Annotated in this window: 15 protein-coding genes and 1 tRNA gene; 4 read left to right on the top strand and 12 right to left on the bottom strand. The window is 62.6% G+C overall.

Features of this window, described 5'->3' with window-relative positions; translation table 11 throughout:
- Positions 1-83: 83 nt before the first annotated feature.
- Positions 84-1238, bottom strand: coding sequence for a glutamine-hydrolyzing carbamoyl-phosphate synthase small subunit (gene carA, locus HOY34_RS13645; RefSeq protein WP_172363747.1), 1155 nt, complete (start codon positions 1236-1238; stop codon positions 84-86).
- A 193-nt stretch (positions 1239-1431) separates the two neighbouring features.
- On the opposite strand from carA, the gene HOY34_RS13650 reads away from it, so the two are divergent.
- The gene (locus HOY34_RS13650; RefSeq protein ID WP_172363749.1) at positions 1432-1905 is read left to right on the top strand and encodes a GatB/YqeY domain-containing protein; all 474 of its coding nucleotides are present in this window, start codon (positions 1432-1434) and stop codon (positions 1903-1905) included.
- Positions 1906-1907: 2 nt separating this feature from the next.
- Here the strand turns inward: HOY34_RS13650 and HOY34_RS13655 are convergent, their stop codons facing one another.
- The 3 genes from HOY34_RS13655 to ctaD form a co-directional block, all read right to left on the bottom strand.
- Positions 1908-2402 (bottom strand): DUF2244 domain-containing protein, encoded by a 495-nt coding sequence (locus HOY34_RS13655; protein WP_172363751.1) that lies wholly within the window; start codon positions 2400-2402, stop codon positions 1908-1910.
- A gap of 65 nt (positions 2403-2467) precedes the next feature.
- Positions 2468-2623: a hypothetical protein gene (locus tag HOY34_RS13660; RefSeq protein ID WP_172363753.1), complete on the bottom strand. Its 156-nt coding sequence runs from the start codon at positions 2621-2623 to the stop codon at positions 2468-2470.
- Between the two features lie 196 nt (positions 2624-2819).
- Positions 2820-4490 carry a cytochrome c oxidase subunit I gene (gene ctaD, locus HOY34_RS13665; RefSeq protein ID WP_172363755.1) on the bottom strand — a complete coding sequence of 557 codons (1671 nt, stop codon included), beginning with the start codon at positions 4488-4490 and terminating at the stop codon, positions 2820-2822.
- Positions 4491-5102: 612 nt separating this feature from the next.
- On the opposite strand from ctaD, the gene HOY34_RS13670 reads away from it, so the two are divergent.
- Complete coding sequence (locus tag HOY34_RS13670; protein ID WP_172363757.1) at positions 5103-5273, top strand: hemin uptake protein HemP; 171 nt, start codon at positions 5103-5105, stop codon at positions 5271-5273.
- 497 nt (positions 5274-5770) lie between these two features.
- On the opposite strand, the gene HOY34_RS13675 is transcribed toward HOY34_RS13670, so the two are convergent.
- A tRNA-Leu gene (locus HOY34_RS13675) sits at positions 5771-5857 on the bottom strand.
- Positions 5858-6116: 259 nt separating this feature from the next.
- On the opposite strand from HOY34_RS13675, the gene lipB reads away from it, so the two are divergent.
- The gene (gene lipB / locus HOY34_RS13680) at positions 6117-6797 is read left to right on the top strand and encodes a lipoyl(octanoyl) transferase LipB (protein ID WP_172363836.1); all 681 of its coding nucleotides are present in this window, start codon (positions 6117-6119) and stop codon (positions 6795-6797) included.
- Positions 6798-6817: 20 nt separating this feature from the next.
- Here lipB and HOY34_RS13685 read toward each other — a convergent pair whose 3' ends face one another.
- Positions 6818-8215, bottom strand: coding sequence for a helix-turn-helix domain-containing protein (locus HOY34_RS13685; protein ID WP_172363759.1), 1398 nt, complete (start codon positions 8213-8215; stop codon positions 6818-6820).
- Positions 8216-8395: 180 nt separating this feature from the next.
- Between HOY34_RS13685 and HOY34_RS13690 the strand changes: the two genes are divergently transcribed.
- Entirely contained in the window at positions 8396-8839 is a 444-nt protein-coding gene (locus tag HOY34_RS13690; protein ID WP_172363761.1) for a GNAT family N-acetyltransferase, read from the top strand.
- Positions 8840-8919: 80 nt separating this feature from the next.
- Here HOY34_RS13690 and trpE read toward each other — a convergent pair whose 3' ends face one another.
- From trpE to fabI, 6 genes are all read right to left on the bottom strand, one after another.
- Positions 8920-10428 carry an anthranilate synthase component I gene (gene trpE, locus HOY34_RS13695; protein ID WP_172363763.1) on the bottom strand — a complete coding sequence of 503 codons (1509 nt, stop codon included), beginning with the start codon at positions 10426-10428 and terminating at the stop codon, positions 8920-8922.
- Positions 10425-12305 (bottom strand): peptidylprolyl isomerase, encoded by a 1881-nt coding sequence (locus tag HOY34_RS13700; protein ID WP_172363765.1) that lies wholly within the window; start codon positions 12303-12305, stop codon positions 10425-10427. The genes trpE and HOY34_RS13700 overlap by 4 nt, the downstream gene beginning before the upstream one ends.
- 119 nt (positions 12306-12424) lie before the next feature.
- The gene (locus HOY34_RS13705) at positions 12425-13630 is read right to left on the bottom strand and encodes an aminotransferase (RefSeq protein ID WP_172363767.1); all 1206 of its coding nucleotides are present in this window, start codon (positions 13628-13630) and stop codon (positions 12425-12427) included.
- A gap of 129 nt (positions 13631-13759) precedes the next feature.
- Positions 13760-14269, bottom strand: a complete 510-nt coding sequence (gpt, locus tag HOY34_RS13710; RefSeq protein ID WP_172363769.1) for a xanthine phosphoribosyltransferase — start codon at positions 14267-14269, stop codon at positions 13760-13762.
- Positions 14270-14279: 10 nt separating this feature from the next.
- On the bottom strand, positions 14280-14891 hold the full coding sequence (locus HOY34_RS13715; protein ID WP_172363771.1) for a LysE family translocator: 612 nt from the start codon (positions 14889-14891) through the stop codon (positions 14280-14282).
- A gap of 1 nt (position 14892) precedes the next feature.
- Entirely contained in the window at positions 14893-15726 is an 834-nt protein-coding gene (fabI, locus tag HOY34_RS13720; RefSeq protein WP_172363773.1) for an enoyl-ACP reductase FabI, read from the bottom strand.
- Between the last annotated feature and the right edge of the window lie 118 nt (positions 15727-15844).

A 15844-nucleotide genomic window follows, 5' to 3' on the forward strand; every position in this document is an offset into this window, starting at 1 on the left:
ATCAGCCCCCCGGAAAGCGGGCAGCAAAACGCCCCCCGAAGGCTGTCTTCGGGGGGCGCGTTGTTCTTCTGTTGCTGCGCCGATCAGGCGCGGCGGGCGTTCATCTCGGCGGCGAAACGCTCAAACAGGTAATAGCTGTCTTGCGGGCCGGGGCTGGCCTCGGGGTGATATTGCACCGAAAAGACCGGGCGATCCTTGATCGCAATGCCGCAATTCGTGCCGTCGAACAGTGAGACATGGGTCTCGACCACGCCCTCGGGCAGGGTGTCGGCATCAACGGTAAAACCATGATTCATCGAGGTGATTTCCACCTTGCCGGTGGTCAGATCCTTCACCGGATGGTTGGCACCGTGATGGCCGTGGTTCATCTTGCGGGTCTGGGCGCCAAGCGCCAGCGCCAGCATCTGGTGACCAAGGCAGATGCCGAAAACCGGCAGATCCTGCGCCAGGACGCCTTTGATCATCGGCACCGCATATTCGCCGGTTGCCGCCGGATCGCCAGGACCGTTCGAGAGGAACACGCCGTCCGGGTTATGGGCCAGCACCTCTTCGGCACTGGCCGAGGCCGGCAGCACCACGACCTCACACCCTGTCGAGGCAAGGCAGCGCAGGATGTTCTTCTTCGCGCCGAAATCGACAGCGACGACCTTCGGGCCGGGGGCTGTGCGTTTGGTATAGCCCTCAGGCCAGGCCCAGCGTTTTTCGTCCCAGGAATAGCTTTGCGGGCAGGTCACGTCTTTGGCCAGATCAAGGCCGACCAGACCCTTCCAGCCGCGGGCGCGGGCGACCAGCGCCTCAATGTCGAAATTGCCCTCGGGGTCATGGGCCAGGGCCACATGCGGCGCGCCCTGCTGCCGGATGGCGCGGGTCAGGCGACGGGTGTCGATGCCACCGATGCCGATGCGGCCGATCTTTGCCAGCCAGCTGCGCAGATCGCCGGTCGCGCGCCAGTTCGAAGGCTCGGTCGGATCCCATTTCACCACCATGCCTGCGGCGGCGGGGGCGACGGTCTCGTCATCCTCGGGGGTGACGCCGGTATTGCCGATATGGGGGAAGGTGAAGGTCACGACCTGGCCCGCATAAGAGGGGTCGGTGATGATTTCCTGATAGCCGGTCATCGCGGTGTTGAACACCAGCTCTGCCACGGTTTCCCCGACCGCGCCAAAGCCATGGCCGTAAAATAGCGTGCCATCCGCCAGCGCAAGACAGGCAGTTGGACGGGTTGCTGCATGCGGCATGATTGGCTCCGAAGCGTTGAGGGCGGAAGGGATCTGGCTAAACGGGCGCAACCTATGCCTCTGCCTGTATATGGTCAAGGCTTTGGATGAATTGATATTTTCGTTTTAAAGCAAGAGGATGGCGAAAGTTGGGGCGCTTGCTGAAAATGCGTGATCGTGGCAGATTGGGCTGGTGATATACAGGAGTGGTGTCATGAGTCTGCGATCAAGCCTGAATGAGGCGCTGAAAGAGGCGATGAAGGCCCGCGATTCTGCGCGGCTTTCGACGCTCAGGCTGATCAATGCGGCGATCAAGGATCGTGACATTGCAGCCCGTGGTGAAGGCCGGGCCGAGGGGCGCAGCGAAGAAGGCGTCGCCGATACAGAGCTGCTGGCGCTTTTGGGCAAGCTGGTCAAGCAACGCCAGGAATCAGCCCGGATCTATGAAGAGGGCGGGCGGCTGGAGCTGGCTGAAAAAGAGCTGGCCGAGGTGCGGGTGATCACCGAATTCCTGCCGCGCCAGATGTCTGAGGAAGAGGCCGCCGCCGTGATCGACGAAACGATCGCAGCGCTTGGCGCGAACTCGATCCGCGATATGGGGCGGGTGATGGCCGAGCTGAAGGCGAAATATACCGGGCAGATGGATTTCGCGGTGATCGGCGCGAAGATCCGCGAGAAGCTGGCCTGATCTCAGGCCTTCTGCCGTGTCCTGGCCAGGGCTGTCTGCAGCTCTGGCAATAGCGCACGGCGCTCAGGCGGGGTGAGGAAGGGGCCAATCTCTACCTCACGCCCTTCGCCGCGCAGGGTCAGGTAGTCGGGCACGGGGCCACCCTGCGGGCGTATATGAACGCTGACCCAGTAAGGATTGGCCTGCCAGCTTTGCACCCGTTTTCGCGGGCCGTGGCGGGTCAGGGTGATCAGATCGGGCGTCAGCACCAGATCCTCGGTGATCGCATGATCCGACCAGGAGCGTTTCAGCGCGATCCAGACCGTCGCCATTGCCAGCAGAACAAAGGGCAACAGCCCCCAGAAAACCGGCGTGGCGATGACGCTTAGCAGTGGCAGGATGATCAGCGCCGCCGTCACCCCGATAAACCAGGCGAACCCCGAACGGCTGAGCGCCGACCAGGGCGTCAGCCGCAGGCGCTTTGTGCCATCGGGGGCATCTGACCAGCGATAGGGCATGATCTCTCCTGACATCAGGGGCAGGCGGCCCCGCCCGCATGGAGTGGCAGGGACGGGGCCTGTGATCAGTAGCCGTAGCCCATGCCGACCAGAACCAGCACCGCCACCGCGAATACCGCAGCGCCTGCCAGGATCCCGCGCATCAGCCCAAAGCGCCGACCCACGCTGAACCCTGCAATCAGCGGCAGCGCCGCTGCGGCCGCATAAACCATGTCGTCCATAACCAACCCTTTAATGAACCGAGTAGGGGTGTTTTGAAATACCCGGCACCGCCTGTGCAAGCGTGTTTGTGCAAACAGCCCCACTTTGTCGGCAAGGCCCGGCCTGCAGCGCCGGACCGTCCAGCCCGCAGCGCTGCACCATAATGAAAAACGCCGGGGAGAGCCCCGGCGTTTTGCGTTCTGATTAAGCTGCAGCTCAGTGGCTGTGCGAGCGATCCCAGTCTTCGCGCCTGGGCAGCGTCTCGAAGGTATGCTCGGGCGGTGGGCAGGGCAGGGTCCATTCCAGCGTGTCGGCATATTCGTTCCAGTAGTTGTTCTCGGTCACGCGGCGGCCTGCAAGCAGGGTGTAGAACACGATGCCGATGAAGAAGAGGAACGAGGCAAACGAGATGAAGGCACCGATCGACGAGATGTAGTTCCAGTATTCGAACTGCACCGGATAGTCGATGTAACGGCGCGGCATGCCCTGACGGCCCAGGAAGTGCTGCGGGAAGAAGGTCAGGTTCGCGCCGATGAACATCAGCCAGAAGTGGATCTTGCCCGCAAACTCCGGATATTGGCGCCCCGACATTTTGCCGATCCAGAAATAGATCCCGGCAAAGATCCCGAACACCGCGCCAAGCGACATCACATAGTGGAAGTGGGCGACGACATAATAGGTGTCGTGGTAGCCACGATCCAGCGGCGCCTGGCTCAGCACAACGCCCGTCACACCGCCAACGGTGAAGAGGAACAGGAAGCCGAAGGCGAAAAGCATCGGCGTCTTGAACTCGACCGAGCCGCCCCACATGGTGGCGATCCAGCTGAACACCTTGATGCCGGTCGGCACTGCGATGATCATGGTGGCGATCATGAAGTAGCTTTGCTGACGCAGCGACATGCCGACGGTGTACATGTGGTGCGCCCAGACGACGAAGCCCAGAACGCCGATACCGACCATCGCATAGACCATCGGCAGATAGCCAAAGACCGGCTTTTTCGAGAAGGTCGCAATCACCTGGCTGATGATGCCGAAGGCGGGCAGCACGATGATATAGACTTCCGGGTGGCCGAAGAACCACAGGATATGCTGGTAAAGGATCGGGTCTCCGCCACCTTCGGGCACGAAGAACGAGGTGCCGAAGTTACGGTCGGTCAGGAGCATGGTGATCGCACCCGCCAGAACCGGCAGCGCCAGCAGGATCAGCCAGGCGGTCACAAAGACCGACCAGGCGAACAGCGGCACCTTATGCATGGTCATGCCGGGGGCACGCATGTTCAGGAAGGTGGTGATGATATTGATCGCACCAACGATCGAGGATGCCCCCGAAAGGTGGACGGCGAAGATCGCCAGATCCATCGAGAACCCGCCCTCGATATTCGAGAGCGGCGGGTAAAGCACCCAGCCCACGCCCGAGCCCGGCTGGCTGTCACCGCCCGGTGCAAACAGCGAGGCGACTGCCAGCGCGGTTCCCGAGACGTAAAGCCAGTAGGACAGGTTGTTCATCCGCGGGAAGGCCATGTCCGGCGCACCGATCTGCAGCGGCATGAAATAATTGCCGAAACCGCCGAACAGCGCCGGAATAACCACAAAGAACATCATCAGGATGCCGTGTGCGGTAACCGTCACGTTCCAGAGGTGTCCGTTGGGCGTGCATTCTCCGACGGCGGCAGCGGTCAGCCGCATGCCCTCCATGCACATATATTGCACACCGGGCTCCATCAGCTCCATCCGCATGTAGACGGTGAAGATGACCGAGATCAGTCCGACGATGGCCGCCGTGAACAGATAGAGAATCCCGATGTCTTTGTGGTTGGTGGACATGAACCAGCGCGTGAAGAATCCGCGATTGTCCTGGTCATGCCCGTGGGTGGCTGCATCCGCCATAGGCGTCTCCCGCTATTGCACTCAGACCCCGGCCCTGGCTCTTGCCAATGGCTGGGGTCTCTTTTCCCTTGCTGATCTGTGTTTAGCGGGCGCGACGAAGCGCCGCAACGGTCGAATTGCCCTGGGGTGGATTCACCACAAAGGCCGTGACAGCTCTGTCGCATGGCAGTAACGGCCTGTTCAGCGGTGAAGGGGGCGGGATGATGCTCTGGCGGTATCTGCTGCGGTCATCGTGGCGGCCCACCTTGCGAAGGGCGGCTGTGAAGCCAGGCCCCCGGAAACCGGAATGGCAATGATGCAGGTTTGAATGACAAACCGTGCAAACTTCGATGTCACGCTACAGTCACGCTACATACATGCAGGCTAAAGTCAGGAATTTGCCGCGATGGTCCGGATTGGTCTTGACGTTAAAAAGTAAATCAGTCAGGAATAGCCGCAGATCAGCCAACCTCGTCAGAGGATAGCCAGAAACTTTCCCGCACCGGAGAGAACCATGCCCCGGCCTCAAATGGGTGACCGCCTGCCTCTGGCAGAAATGTTGCGCCAGACGGCGGCTGGGACGGCTCTTGGTGCGGCACTGGAAGCCCTTATCGAACGGGTGGGGACAGCGAAATGAATGCGCATACCGAAGCTGCTTTGACGCCCTGGCTGCAGGGCGATGCAACCCCCGTGCATGAGGCGCGGGTGCTGACCGAAGGCGGCTCGCTCGCCAAGATCGTGCTGGACAATCAGATCTACACGCTGCGCATCACGCGCCAGGGCAAGCTGATCCTGACGAAATAAGCCTGACCAGCGGCCTGTCCGCGTCAGGTTTTCCTCTGTCCGGCGACTCTCCCTCGTGTTGTCGGACAGGGGGATTTCTGTTTCAGATCGGCTTTTGCACGGGCCCCGGATCGGCAGGGAATGGCCGGAAACGGGGGGCCTTTGGGGCCGGAAAAGCTGCCGTCAGTGGCAGGTTCAGAACTGAAGAAAGGGCGGGCTCCGGCACCGCCCTTTTTGATTCGCGGGATCGGCCCTGAAGCTGGTTGTTGCGGGCGGCCAGGGCTTTCGCAAAGTCATTCCGAAACACCCAGGCAGGCCCGGCCACGGCAAAGCCGTATCCGGCAAGTGTCGGTCGTTATGGGCAAGTGCGGATTTATCTGTGGTGCCAGAGACAGAGGCGTGAACGCTTGATCAGAGCGCCGTGTCGGGGCGAAGACAGGGCAGGCAGGGTCTGATCGCTGTTAACTCGGGCCAAAAAAGCAAAAACCCTGGAAATTCCGGGGTTTGCCTGAACCGATTGGTGCGGATGAAAAGACTCGAACTTTCACTCCGGTTAAGGAACAGCGACCTCAACGCTGCGCGTCTACCAATTCCGCCACATCCGCACTTATCAGATCAGGTGGCGGCTATGTAGCTTTACTCGCGGGCGAAGGAAAGGGGTAATTTCAACTTTCTCGATCCGGGTTTGCGCTTCTTTCACCCTGGCTCGGGATGGGGCTGACAGTTGCGGGCCCTGGTCGCTTCGTGGCATGAAACGCCTTAGCCCATCTCGTCTTTAAACCTGCCCGGGCGGCAGGGCGCGGGCGGGCCGGAGTTTGGCCGTGGCATCCCCGGGAGAGATGCCAGAAAGAACATGTCAGAGAGATCACGATGACTGAATGGACCCATATCCCTGGCCTCGCCCCCTATCCCGAGACCCTCGCAAAAATGGAGGCGCGGGTGGCAGCCATCGCAGCAGGCGAGGCGGATGAGGCGGTCTGGCTGCTGGAACATCCGCCCCTTTACACCTCGGGCACCTCTGCCCGGCCCGAGGATCTGGTCGCGCCGGATCGCTTTCCCGTCTATCCGGCGGGCAGGGGTGGGCAATATACCTATCACGGCCCCGGCCAGCGGGTGATCTACACCATGCTTGATCTGAAAAAGCGCGGCGGGCCCAATGGCAATGATGTGCGCTGCTTTGTGCGCGCGCTTGAGCGGTGGGTGATCGACACCCTGGCCGAGTTCGGCATCAAAGGCGAGATCCGGCCCGGCCGTGTCGGCGTCTGGGTGGTGCGCCCCGACCGCCCCGCCGGCCTGGATGGCAGCCCGGCCGAGGATAAGATCGCCGCCATCGGCATCAAGATCCGCCGTGGCGTCAGCTTTCACGGCATCTCGATCAACGTCGAGCCGGATCTGTCGCATTTCTCCGGCATCATCCCCTGCGGCATCCGCGACCATGGCGTGACCAGCCTCGTCGATCTGGGCCTGCCGGTGGGGATGCAGGATCTCGACGCGGCGCTGATGCGCCATTTCGAGCCCGCCTTCACCTTTGCCTGCACGACCTGAGCTGCGCCGCGCCGCGTCGCCTAATCGGCGATCTCATAGGGCAACAGATCGCGGGTGTTCGGATCAACCCTGAGCCGCCGCTCCAGCGGCGGGATCGAGCGCTGATGGCAATTGGTGCGCTCGCAGATCCGGCAGGAAATGCCGATCGGCTCAAACCTGCCGCGCGGGTCCAGCCCGTCGGAATAGACCAGATCGGCGGCATGCTGCACCTCGCAACCCAGCCCAATCGCATAGCGGCGGACCGGGGCAAGGAAGGCCCCTGCAGGCTTGGACACCTCTCTTGCCACGTTCAGATAGCGCACCCCATCCGGCGTCTCGACAAACTGGCGCAGGAATTTCCCTGGCGTTTCAAAGGCCTGGTGCACGTTCCACAAAGGGCAGGCGCCGCCAAACCGCGCAAATTGCAGCCGCGTGGCGGAATGACGCTTGGTAATCGTGCCCGCCTGGTCGACGCGAACAAAGAAGAAGGGGATCCCCTTGGCGCCTGGCCGCTGCAGCGTGGACAGCCGATGCGCCACCTGCTCGATCGAGGCGCCAAACAGCTCGGCCAGCCGCTCAAGGTCATGGCGGGTCTTGCGCGCGGCCTGCAAAAAAACGCGGTAGGGCAGCAGCGCCGCCCCGGCGAAATAATTGGCCAGCCCGATCTTGGCGATGTCACGCGCCTCTGGTGTCGAGAAGCGCGCCAGGTCCAGCGTCGCCTCAAGCAGGTCATTTTGGGTCAGCAGCGCCAGCTGGTGCAAAAGCTGAAACCGCTGCGTCGCATCCTGGGCGCGGTGCGAGATCATTAACCGCCGCGTCGCCGGATCGAAATGGCGCACCCGGTCGCCATCCTCATAATGCAACGAGATACCACGCTGGCGCAGCAGATCCTGGGCCAGCTGCACGACATCGCGCCTCGGCTCTGCCGAGCCTGCGAAATTCTCGGCCGCCCGGTCCACCGCATCAATGTAATTGTCGCAATAGTGAAAGAAGTCGCGCACCTCTTCCCAGGGGCTGGGCTTCAGCCCGACATCCTCGCGCCCCAATGCCTCATCCAGCGAGGCCAGCCGCTCATGGCTTTGCCGATAGGCGCGGTGCAGATCCAGAAAAGCCCGCGCCAGCGCCGGCGCGTTTGAGGCCGCCAGCCGCAGATCCGCCAGCGGCGGGGTCAAAGCGGTAAAGACCGGATCCGCCAGCGCCTCGCGCATATCGGAAACCAGCCGCTCGCTTTCGCCCACCGTCAGCTCGGTGACATCAAGGCCAAACTCCTGCGCCAAAGCCAGCACCACCGCCGCCGAGACCGGACGGTGATTGTTCTCCATCTGGTTCAGATAGGGCAGTGAGACGCCCAGCTTATCGGCAAAGGCCTTTTGCGTCAGGCTCAGCCGTCCGCGGATCTCGCGCAGCTTCACCCCGGCATAGAGTTTTTGCGTGGCCATATCGGGCTCCGTATTTGCAAATCGTAAAATCTATTTGCAAATGCGGCAGGTCAAGCGGAATCGGCCGCAGGCTTTCACGGACCTGATCCCTGCTGGCCCCATGCGCCAGGGAAATCTGGATATGGCCAGCCATATCCCCAGCCCGCCACCATGCCCCCGCAATCACCAAAGAGAGCCCCGATGCCAGAGATCACCATCCGCCCCCTGACCCAAAGCGACGAGCAAGCCTGGCGTCGCCTCTGGACAGACTACCTGGCCTTTTACGAGACCACCGTCAGCGAAGAGGTCTATGCCAGCAGCTTTGCCCGCCTGATCGGCGATGATCCCCAGGATTTCTCGGGCCTGATCGCGCTGGTGGATGGCCAGCCGCAGGGACTTACACATTTCCTTTTCCACCGTCACGGCTGGAAAATCGAAAACACCTGCTATCTCCAGGATCTCTATGTCTCGCCACAGGCTCGTGGCACCGGCCTTGGGCGAAAACTGATCGAAGCCGTTTACCGCATCGCCGATGAAAAAGGCGCCCCCAGCGTCTATTGGCTGACGCAAGAGTTCAATACAACCGCCCGCCAGCTTTACGACCGGATTGCAAAGGTCACGCCCTTCATCCGCTACAATCGCTGAAGGGCCTGTCGTTCATCTGTCCTTAAATATCCCGGGGGGAATGGGGGGCTGGCCCCCCATCTGCCAGCTCCGGCAAAGGCTCAGCCGTTTCCGCGCCGCGCAAACAGCCCCGCATCCTGCGCGGCCCGCCGCAAGGCGTTGGATTTATTGACGGTTTCCTGATATTCCGCCTCAGGGTCGCTGTCATAGACCACGCCACCCCCGGCCTGGATATAAAGCTTCTCGTCCTTCAGCACCGCCGTGCGCAGCGCGATGCAGAAATCCATCTCGCCATTTGCCGCAAAATAGCCGCAGCCACCGCCATAGACGCCGCGCTTTTCCGGCTCCAGCTCGTCGATGATCTCCATCGCGCGAACTTTCGGCGCGCCAGAGACCGTGCCCGCAGGCAGACCCGCCAGCAATGCCGAAAGCGCATCCTCGCCCTCACGGATCTCGCCGACCACGTTTGAGACGATATGCATGACGTGGCTATAGCGCTCGATCACGAATTTCTCGGTTGGGCGCACTGTGCCCATCTTCGCCACCCGGCCCACATCATTGCGACCCAGATCCAGCAGCATCAGATGTTCGGCCAGCTCTTTCTGATCGGCCAGCAGATCGGCCTCAAGGGCCAGATCCTCCTCCGGTGTCGCGCCACGCTTGCGGGTGCCGGCGATGGGGCGGATCGTCACCTCACCATCGCGCAGCCGCACCAGGATCTCGGGGCTGGCCCCGACGATCTGATAGGGGCCAAAGTTGAAGAAGAACATGAAAGGCGAGGGGTTGGTCCGCCGCAGGCTGCGATAAAGCGCGAAGGGCGGCAGCGGGAAATCCATCGTCCAGCGCTGCGAGGGCACCACCTGGAAAATATCGCCGGCGCGGATGTAATCCTTGGCGCGGGCAACCGCATCCATATAGCCCTGATGGCTGAAGTTCGAGGTCAGCTCGCCCGAGATCGCAGCCCCGTCAATCTCACGCTGCACGGCGGGCGCGCGGTCCAGATCGCGCAACGCATCCATCACCCGCTCGGCCGCCTGGGCAAAGGCGGCGCGTGCCGTCAGCCCCGGCACATTCCAGGCGGGCGCGACCACGATCACCTCGCCGCGCACCCCATCCAGCACCGCCACCACGGATGGGCGCATCAGCACCGCATCGGGCAGGCCCAGCGGATCGGGGTTCACATCGGGCAGATGCTCGACCAGGCGGATCATGTCATAGCCCAGATAGCCAAACAGCCCCGCCGAGGCTGCAGGCAGATCCTCGGGCATGTCGATATGGCATTCCGCGATCAGCGCTCTCAGCGTATCCAGCGGATGCCCGTCCAGCGCGGTGAAGCCATCGGGATCAAACCGCGCATCGCGGTTGATCTCAGAGGCCTCACCCCGGCAGCGCCAGATCAGATCGGGCTTCATGCCGATGATCGAATAGCGCCCGCGGACCTCGCCGCCGGTGACCGATTCCAGCATGAAAGTGTCTTTGCGGGCCTCGCCCAGTTTCAGCATCAATGAGACCGGCGTGTCGAGGTCCGCGGCCAGCCGCGCCCAGACCAGCTGGTTCTTCCCCTCAGCCCAGGCTTTTTCAAAGGCGTCGAACGAGGGTTCCAGCTTCATTGCAGTCCTGCATTCACAAGGTTGATCGCATTCTGGTCAATCGAGATGCCAGCGCCTTCGGCCATCGCGGTGGTGAAGGCATTCGAGGCATCATTCGAGACCGCCATTTCCAGCTGCGACGAGATCGCGGCCTTCAGCGCCTCGGCCTCATCGCCGCTGTCGGGGGCGGCGGTGATGGTGTCGAGATGCACGATCACGGTTGCATTGCCGCTGCTGACGACGCGAACCTCGCCTGCGGCCATCTCAAAGGCGGCCCCAAGCAGATCGGCGCTCAGATTGGTGGTGGCCCCGTCGCGCGAGACCTCGGTGATCTTCTCGGCATTGCCAAGGGTTGCGAAATCGGCGCCTGCCTCGGCCTCGGCTTTCAGGGCATCGGCGCGGGCCGTCAGCGCTTCGCGCAGGGCGATTTGCTGCATGCTGGCCTCGACCTCGGGCTTTGCCTCTTCAAAGGGGATCGGGGCCGGGGGCACCATTTCCACAAATTCCAGCGCCACAACGCCGCCGTCATCCAGCACCACCGCCTCGGGGAAGTCGCCCTGTTGCAGCGCGCTCGCGGCGGTGCGGAAGGCCTGATAGCCTTCCAGCTTATTGTCGCTTTGGGTGCCGGGGCCTGCGGTTGCGATGAAATCAAGCTGTCCGGTGGTCATCCCGGTCTGGCTTGCCAGATCATCCAGCGTCGCACCCCCTGCCAGCAGGTCGTCGATCTCGTCGATCTTCACGTTGATCTGATGGCGGGCCTCTTCAAGGCGCACCTCCTGGGCCAGATCGTCATGGGCCTCTTCAAAGCTGGTCTCTTCGCCCGGCAGCACGCCATTGATGCGGAACAGCGTCGGCCCCAGAGAGGTTTCAGTGGATACCACCGCGCCCTCATTGGCGGCAAAGACCGCAGGCCCGGCCGCGCCCAGCTCTGCCTCAGAGACATCGCCCATATCGACGGCATCCATGGTCAGCCCACGCGCCGCGACCAGATCCTCAAAAGAGGTGCCAGCCGCCAGCTGTGTCTGTGCAGCTTCCAGGGCGGCATCGTCAGGATAGACCAGACGCTCGACCAGGCGGCGCGGCGGCACCACATATTCGGCAATCCGCGCGTCATACATCTTGCGGATCGCGGCCTCTTCAACCGGAAGATCGGCGGCGATGGCCTCTGGCAAAAGCACCGCATAGCGCAGACGCTTTGCCTCGGGGCGGGTGAAGGTGGCGATATTGGCGTCGTAATAGGCGCGGATCGCGGCCTCATCCGGGGTTGCCAGCGCCGCCGTCAGATCGGCCTCATTCAGGCGGATCAGGGTAAAGCTGCGCCGCTCGGCCACCCATTTGTAAAGCGCTTCGGTCGCGGCCTCATTGGGGGCAAAGCCGCCCGAGACCGCGCCGGTCAGGATCGAGCGGGCCACATCGCGGCGCAGGTTGGCCTCAAAATCGCTTTCGCGCAGGCCCAGTTCATTCAGGCGGCTGCGATAGACCGCCTGATCGAAGCTGCCAGAGCTGCCGATAAAGGCGCGTTGTTTCATGATCTCTTGCGCGACGGTGGCGTCACCGACCGAAAGCCCGGCCTTCAGGGCCGCATTGTCCAGCGCACCGCGCGTCACAAGGGCTGCAATCGCCTGACGGTCAAGCCCCAGGCTGATCGCCTGCTGCGCGCCAAGCTGGGTGCCCATCTGCTGCGAGAAGCGGCTGGCCTCATCGCGGACGGCCTGCACATAGTCACGCACCGGAATGTCGATGCTGCCGACCGAGCCGACCGAGCTGACCGTATTGCCGAAATTCGCCGCGCCAAATCCGGTCAGGCCCGCGATCAGCAACCCGGTCACGGTCCAGGTCGCAATGGATCTGGCGGCACCTGGGCCTGATTTCGGCTTTGCGTCAGAGGATTTGGCCATGACTGGGCTCCGATCGGGACATTTGCGCCTGTCTAGAGGCAAGAGGAAAGCGGGGCAAGACCAGGCTTGGCTTGCTGTGCGGCGGCAGGCATCGGCCCTGCGCCGCACAGATCACAAAATCAGGGGCGGAAATCGGCCAGGCGGCGGAACATCTCGGCAATGCCTTCGCGGTCGATATTGGCGAAAGCGATGCGGATCTGTTTGCGCCCGGCATCAGATCCCTCGGGCGTGAAGAAGGTGCCCGGCAGCATCAGGATCGCGCAATCGTCAACAAGGCGTTTGCAAAGCGCGTCAGAGGCCAGATCAAACGGATGCTCGACCCAGGCGAAATAGGCACCGCAGCCCATCAGTTTCCAGCCGGGCAGGGCGGTAAAGCCGCTGATCATCGCCTCGCGGCGCGAGAGGATCTCATCGCGCTCGCCCGCGACCCAGGGGCCCAGGTTCTGCATGCCCCAAAGCGCCCCGATCTGGCCCAGCTGATTGGGGCAGATCGAAACGGTGTCGAGGAATTTCTCAACCTGCACCAGCAGGCTGGCAGAGGCGGTGATCGCGCCCACCCTGTGGCCCGTCATGCGGTAGGCCTTGGAAAAGCTGTAAAGCTGGATCAGGCAGTCGTCCCAGGCTGGATCGGTGAAAAGATCATGCGGGCGCCCGCCTGTCGCCGCCGAGTGACGGCTGTCGAAATCGCGGTAGGTCTCATCGACGACCAGCGCGATGTTATGGGCGCGGGCCAGATCGCGGAAGGCGGCCATCGTCTGTGCCGGATATTCGACGCCACCGGGATTGTTCGGGGTGACCAGCACGATGGCGCGGGTCTTGGGCCCGATCAGGGCGCGGGCGGCTTCGACATCGGGGATCAGGTCTGCCCCGGTCTCCAGCGGGCGGGTGGTCACGCCGCTCATGTCCAGCCACATTTTATGGTTGAAATACCAAGGGGTTGGCAGAATAACTTCATCCCCCGGGCCGGCCAGCGCCGTCATCACCGCGCAAAAGGCCTGGTTGCAGCCATGGGTGATTGCGACCTGCGCGGGCGTGATCGCACCGCCATAGGATTGCGAGAATTGCGCCGCGATCTCAGCACGAAGCGCGGGCAGCCCCAGCACCGGGCCGTAAAGATGGGCGTCGGGATTGTTCAGCGCCGCATCCGCCAGCACTTCACGCAGCGCCAGCGGCGGGATCTCCATCGGCGCGGCCTGGCTGACATTGATCAGGGGGCGGCTGGCGGGGAAGGTTTTGCCCTCAATCCAGCGTCGCGCCTCCATCACCGGGGGCAGCTCGGTGGCCGAAAGGTTCGGGTTCAGCCGCGGGTTTTGGGGCAGGGACATGGGGCGTGGCTCCTGGCGTGACGGATACGCGGGTGGCAGAGGGCTGCAGCGCAGGGGCTTTGCGCCCCCGCCGGGCCTGTCCCCGGGGTATCACCCCCCAGGGATCAGCCCGAGAGATTTGCCTTAAGATCAGTCGGTTCCGCGATAGGGCTGAACATATTGCAGCGCCATATCCCAGGGGAAGAAGATCCAGGTGTCCTGGCTGACCTCGGTCACATAGGTATCGACCTGGGGCTTGCCATGCGGCTTTGCATAGACGGTGCCGAAATGCGCCTTGGGGTAAAGCTTGCGCACCAGCTCCAGCGTTTTGCCGCTGTCGACCAGATCGTCGATCACCAGGATGCCGGAGCCATCGCCCATCAGCTCATCCTGCGGCGATTTGGTCACCACGGCCGAGACCTGCGACTGGTGATTGTAGCTTTTGACGCTGATCGTATCGATCACCCGGATATCCAGCTCGCGGGCGACGATCATCGCGGGCACGAGGCCGCCGCGGGTGATCGCCACCACGGCGCGCCACTGGCCGCCCTCAAGCGGGCCCTTGCCATCCAGCCGCCAGGACAGCGCACGGGCATCACGGTGGATCTGGTCCCAGCTGATGTGGAACCCTTTTTCATGCGGCAAGCGGTCGGCGGCCATTGGCGTCCTTTCAGGTGGCGGCGATTTTCAGACTGAGCAAAGCAAGGATCCCGCCGAAGCACCGATCAATGGTGGTTTTCAGGCGGGCATAGGCGCGGCGGGTGCCCTCAAGCGAGAAGAGCCGCGCAATCAGAAGGTTGAAGAGAACCTCGTTCAGGAAAACCGCAACCAAAAGCGCGGTCAGCCAGGGCCAGGTGGTGCCCGGCGGCACGGTGCCGACGAAGATCGCGCCGAAAAACACCGCAGCCTTTGGGTTTGAAAACTGCGTCGCCAGCCCCAGCCACAAAGCCGCCAGCGCCCCGCGTGGGGGCGTGTCGCTGCTGCTGGCCAATGGCTCTGGCGCGTGGCGCCACATATTGAAGGCGATCCACAGCAGGAACAGCGCGCCCACGATCTTGAAGCCCCAGAACAGTGCCGGAACCAGGCGGAACAGCATTGCCAGCCCGAAAAGCGCCGCCAATGCCCAGAACACCGCGCCAAAGCCGATGCCGCAGGCCAGAAAGAAGCTGGTGCGCATGCCCTCGGTGACCGCTGTCCTTGCTGTCATCAGGACCGCCGGGCCAGGAGAGGCGGCGGCGATCAGATGCAACAGATAGGCGGCGAGGAATGCGCTGAGCGTCATTTCAGTCCTTCTTGCCGGTCACAACATCGATATCGGGGGCATCAATCGCCTTCATGCCGACGACATGATAGCCCGCATCGACGTGAAGGTTCTCACCCGTGGTGCCCGAGCCCAGATCCGACAAGAGGTAAAGCGCGGATTTGCCGACCTCTTCCTGCGTCACATTGCGGCGCAGCGGCGAGTTCAGCTCGTTCCATTTCAGGATATAGCGGAAATCACCAATCCCCGAGGCCGCCAGCGTCTTGATCGGCCCGGCCGAGATCGCATTGACGCGGATCCCGTCACGGCCGAAGTCCTCGGCCAGATATTTGACCGATGCCTCAAGGGCTGCCTTGGCCACACCCATCACATTGTAATGCGGCATGACTTTCTCGGCACCGTAATAGGTCAGGGTCAGCATCGCGCCACCCGGGCCCATCATTGCACCTGCGCGCCGGGCCACAGCGGTGAAGCTATAGACCGAGATATCCATCGACATGGCGAAATTGGCACGGCTGGTATCGGCGTAACGGCCGCGCAGCTCGTTCTTGTCGGAAAAGCCGATCGCATGAACCACGAAATCAATCGTGCCCCATTTCGCCTTCAGCCCCTCAAACAGGGCGTCGAGCGATTCTTCGCTTGCCACATCGCATTCGAACAGAAGCGGCTCTCCGAGGCTGGCCGCCAGCGGCTCTACCCTCTTTTTCAGCGCCTCACCCTGGTAGGAGAAGGCAAGCTCTGCCCCCGCGCCCGCCAGTGCCTGGGCCACGCCCCATGCAATCGATTTGTCATTGGCAAGGCCCATGATCAGCCCGCGTTTGCCGGTCATTAATCCGGTTATCTGTCCGGTTGACATTCCTGGTCCCTCGCTCACCTTTACGGTTTGATAGCGTTGACGTTTAGGCGGAAAGACGGCCTGCCGCAAGGGCAGGGGAACCGCTCATTGACGCCAGGCAAACAGCCGCGGGATTGGG

It is taken from the genome of Pseudogemmobacter hezensis (assembly GCF_013155295.1).
Taxonomy (GTDB): domain Bacteria; phylum Pseudomonadota; class Alphaproteobacteria; order Rhodobacterales; family Rhodobacteraceae; genus Pseudogemmobacter; species Pseudogemmobacter hezensis.

Bases quoted from the DNA above. Each gene is read 5' to 3' on its own strand.
- HOY34_RS13685 (WP_172363759.1), bottom strand. From the start codon at position 8,215: ATGGCCACGCAAAAACTCTATGCCGGGGTGAAGCTGCGCGAGATCCGC.
- trpE (WP_172363763.1), bottom strand. From the start codon at position 10,428: ATGAAGCTGGAACCCTCGTTCGACGCCTTTGAAAAAGCCTGGGCTGAG.
- HOY34_RS13670 (WP_172363757.1), top strand. From the start codon at position 5,103: ATGAATGCGCATACCGAAGCTGCTTTGACGCCCTGGCTGCAGGGCGAT.
- HOY34_RS13690 (WP_172363761.1), top strand. From the start codon at position 8,396: ATGCCAGAGATCACCATCCGCCCCCTGACCCAAAGCGACGAGCAAGCC.
- ctaD (WP_172363755.1), bottom strand. From the start codon at position 4,490: ATGGCGGATGCAGCCACCCACGGGCATGACCAGGACAATCGCGGATTC.
- HOY34_RS13650 (WP_172363749.1), top strand. From the start codon at position 1,432: ATGAGTCTGCGATCAAGCCTGAATGAGGCGCTGAAAGAGGCGATGAAG.
- HOY34_RS13705 (WP_172363767.1), bottom strand. From the start codon at position 13,630: ATGTCCCTGCCCCAAAACCCGCGGCTGAACCCGAACCTTTCGGCCACC.
- HOY34_RS13660 (WP_172363753.1), bottom strand. From the start codon at position 2,623: ATGGACGACATGGTTTATGCGGCCGCAGCGGCGCTGCCGCTGATTGCA.
- gpt (WP_172363769.1), bottom strand. From the start codon at position 14,269: ATGGCCGCCGACCGCTTGCCGCATGAAAAAGGGTTCCACATCAGCTGG.
- carA (WP_172363747.1), bottom strand. From the start codon at position 1,238: ATGCCGCATGCAGCAACCCGTCCAACTGCCTGTCTTGCGCTGGCGGAT.
- fabI (WP_172363773.1), bottom strand. From the start codon at position 15,726: ATGTCAACCGGACAGATAACCGGATTAATGACCGGCAAACGCGGGCTG.
- HOY34_RS13715 (WP_172363771.1), bottom strand. From the start codon at position 14,891: ATGACGCTCAGCGCATTCCTCGCCGCCTATCTGTTGCATCTGATCGCC.
- HOY34_RS13655 (WP_172363751.1), bottom strand. From the start codon at position 2,402: ATGCCCTATCGCTGGTCAGATGCCCCCGATGGCACAAAGCGCCTGCGG.
- HOY34_RS13700 (WP_172363765.1), bottom strand. From the start codon at position 12,305: ATGGCCAAATCCTCTGACGCAAAGCCGAAATCAGGCCCAGGTGCCGCC.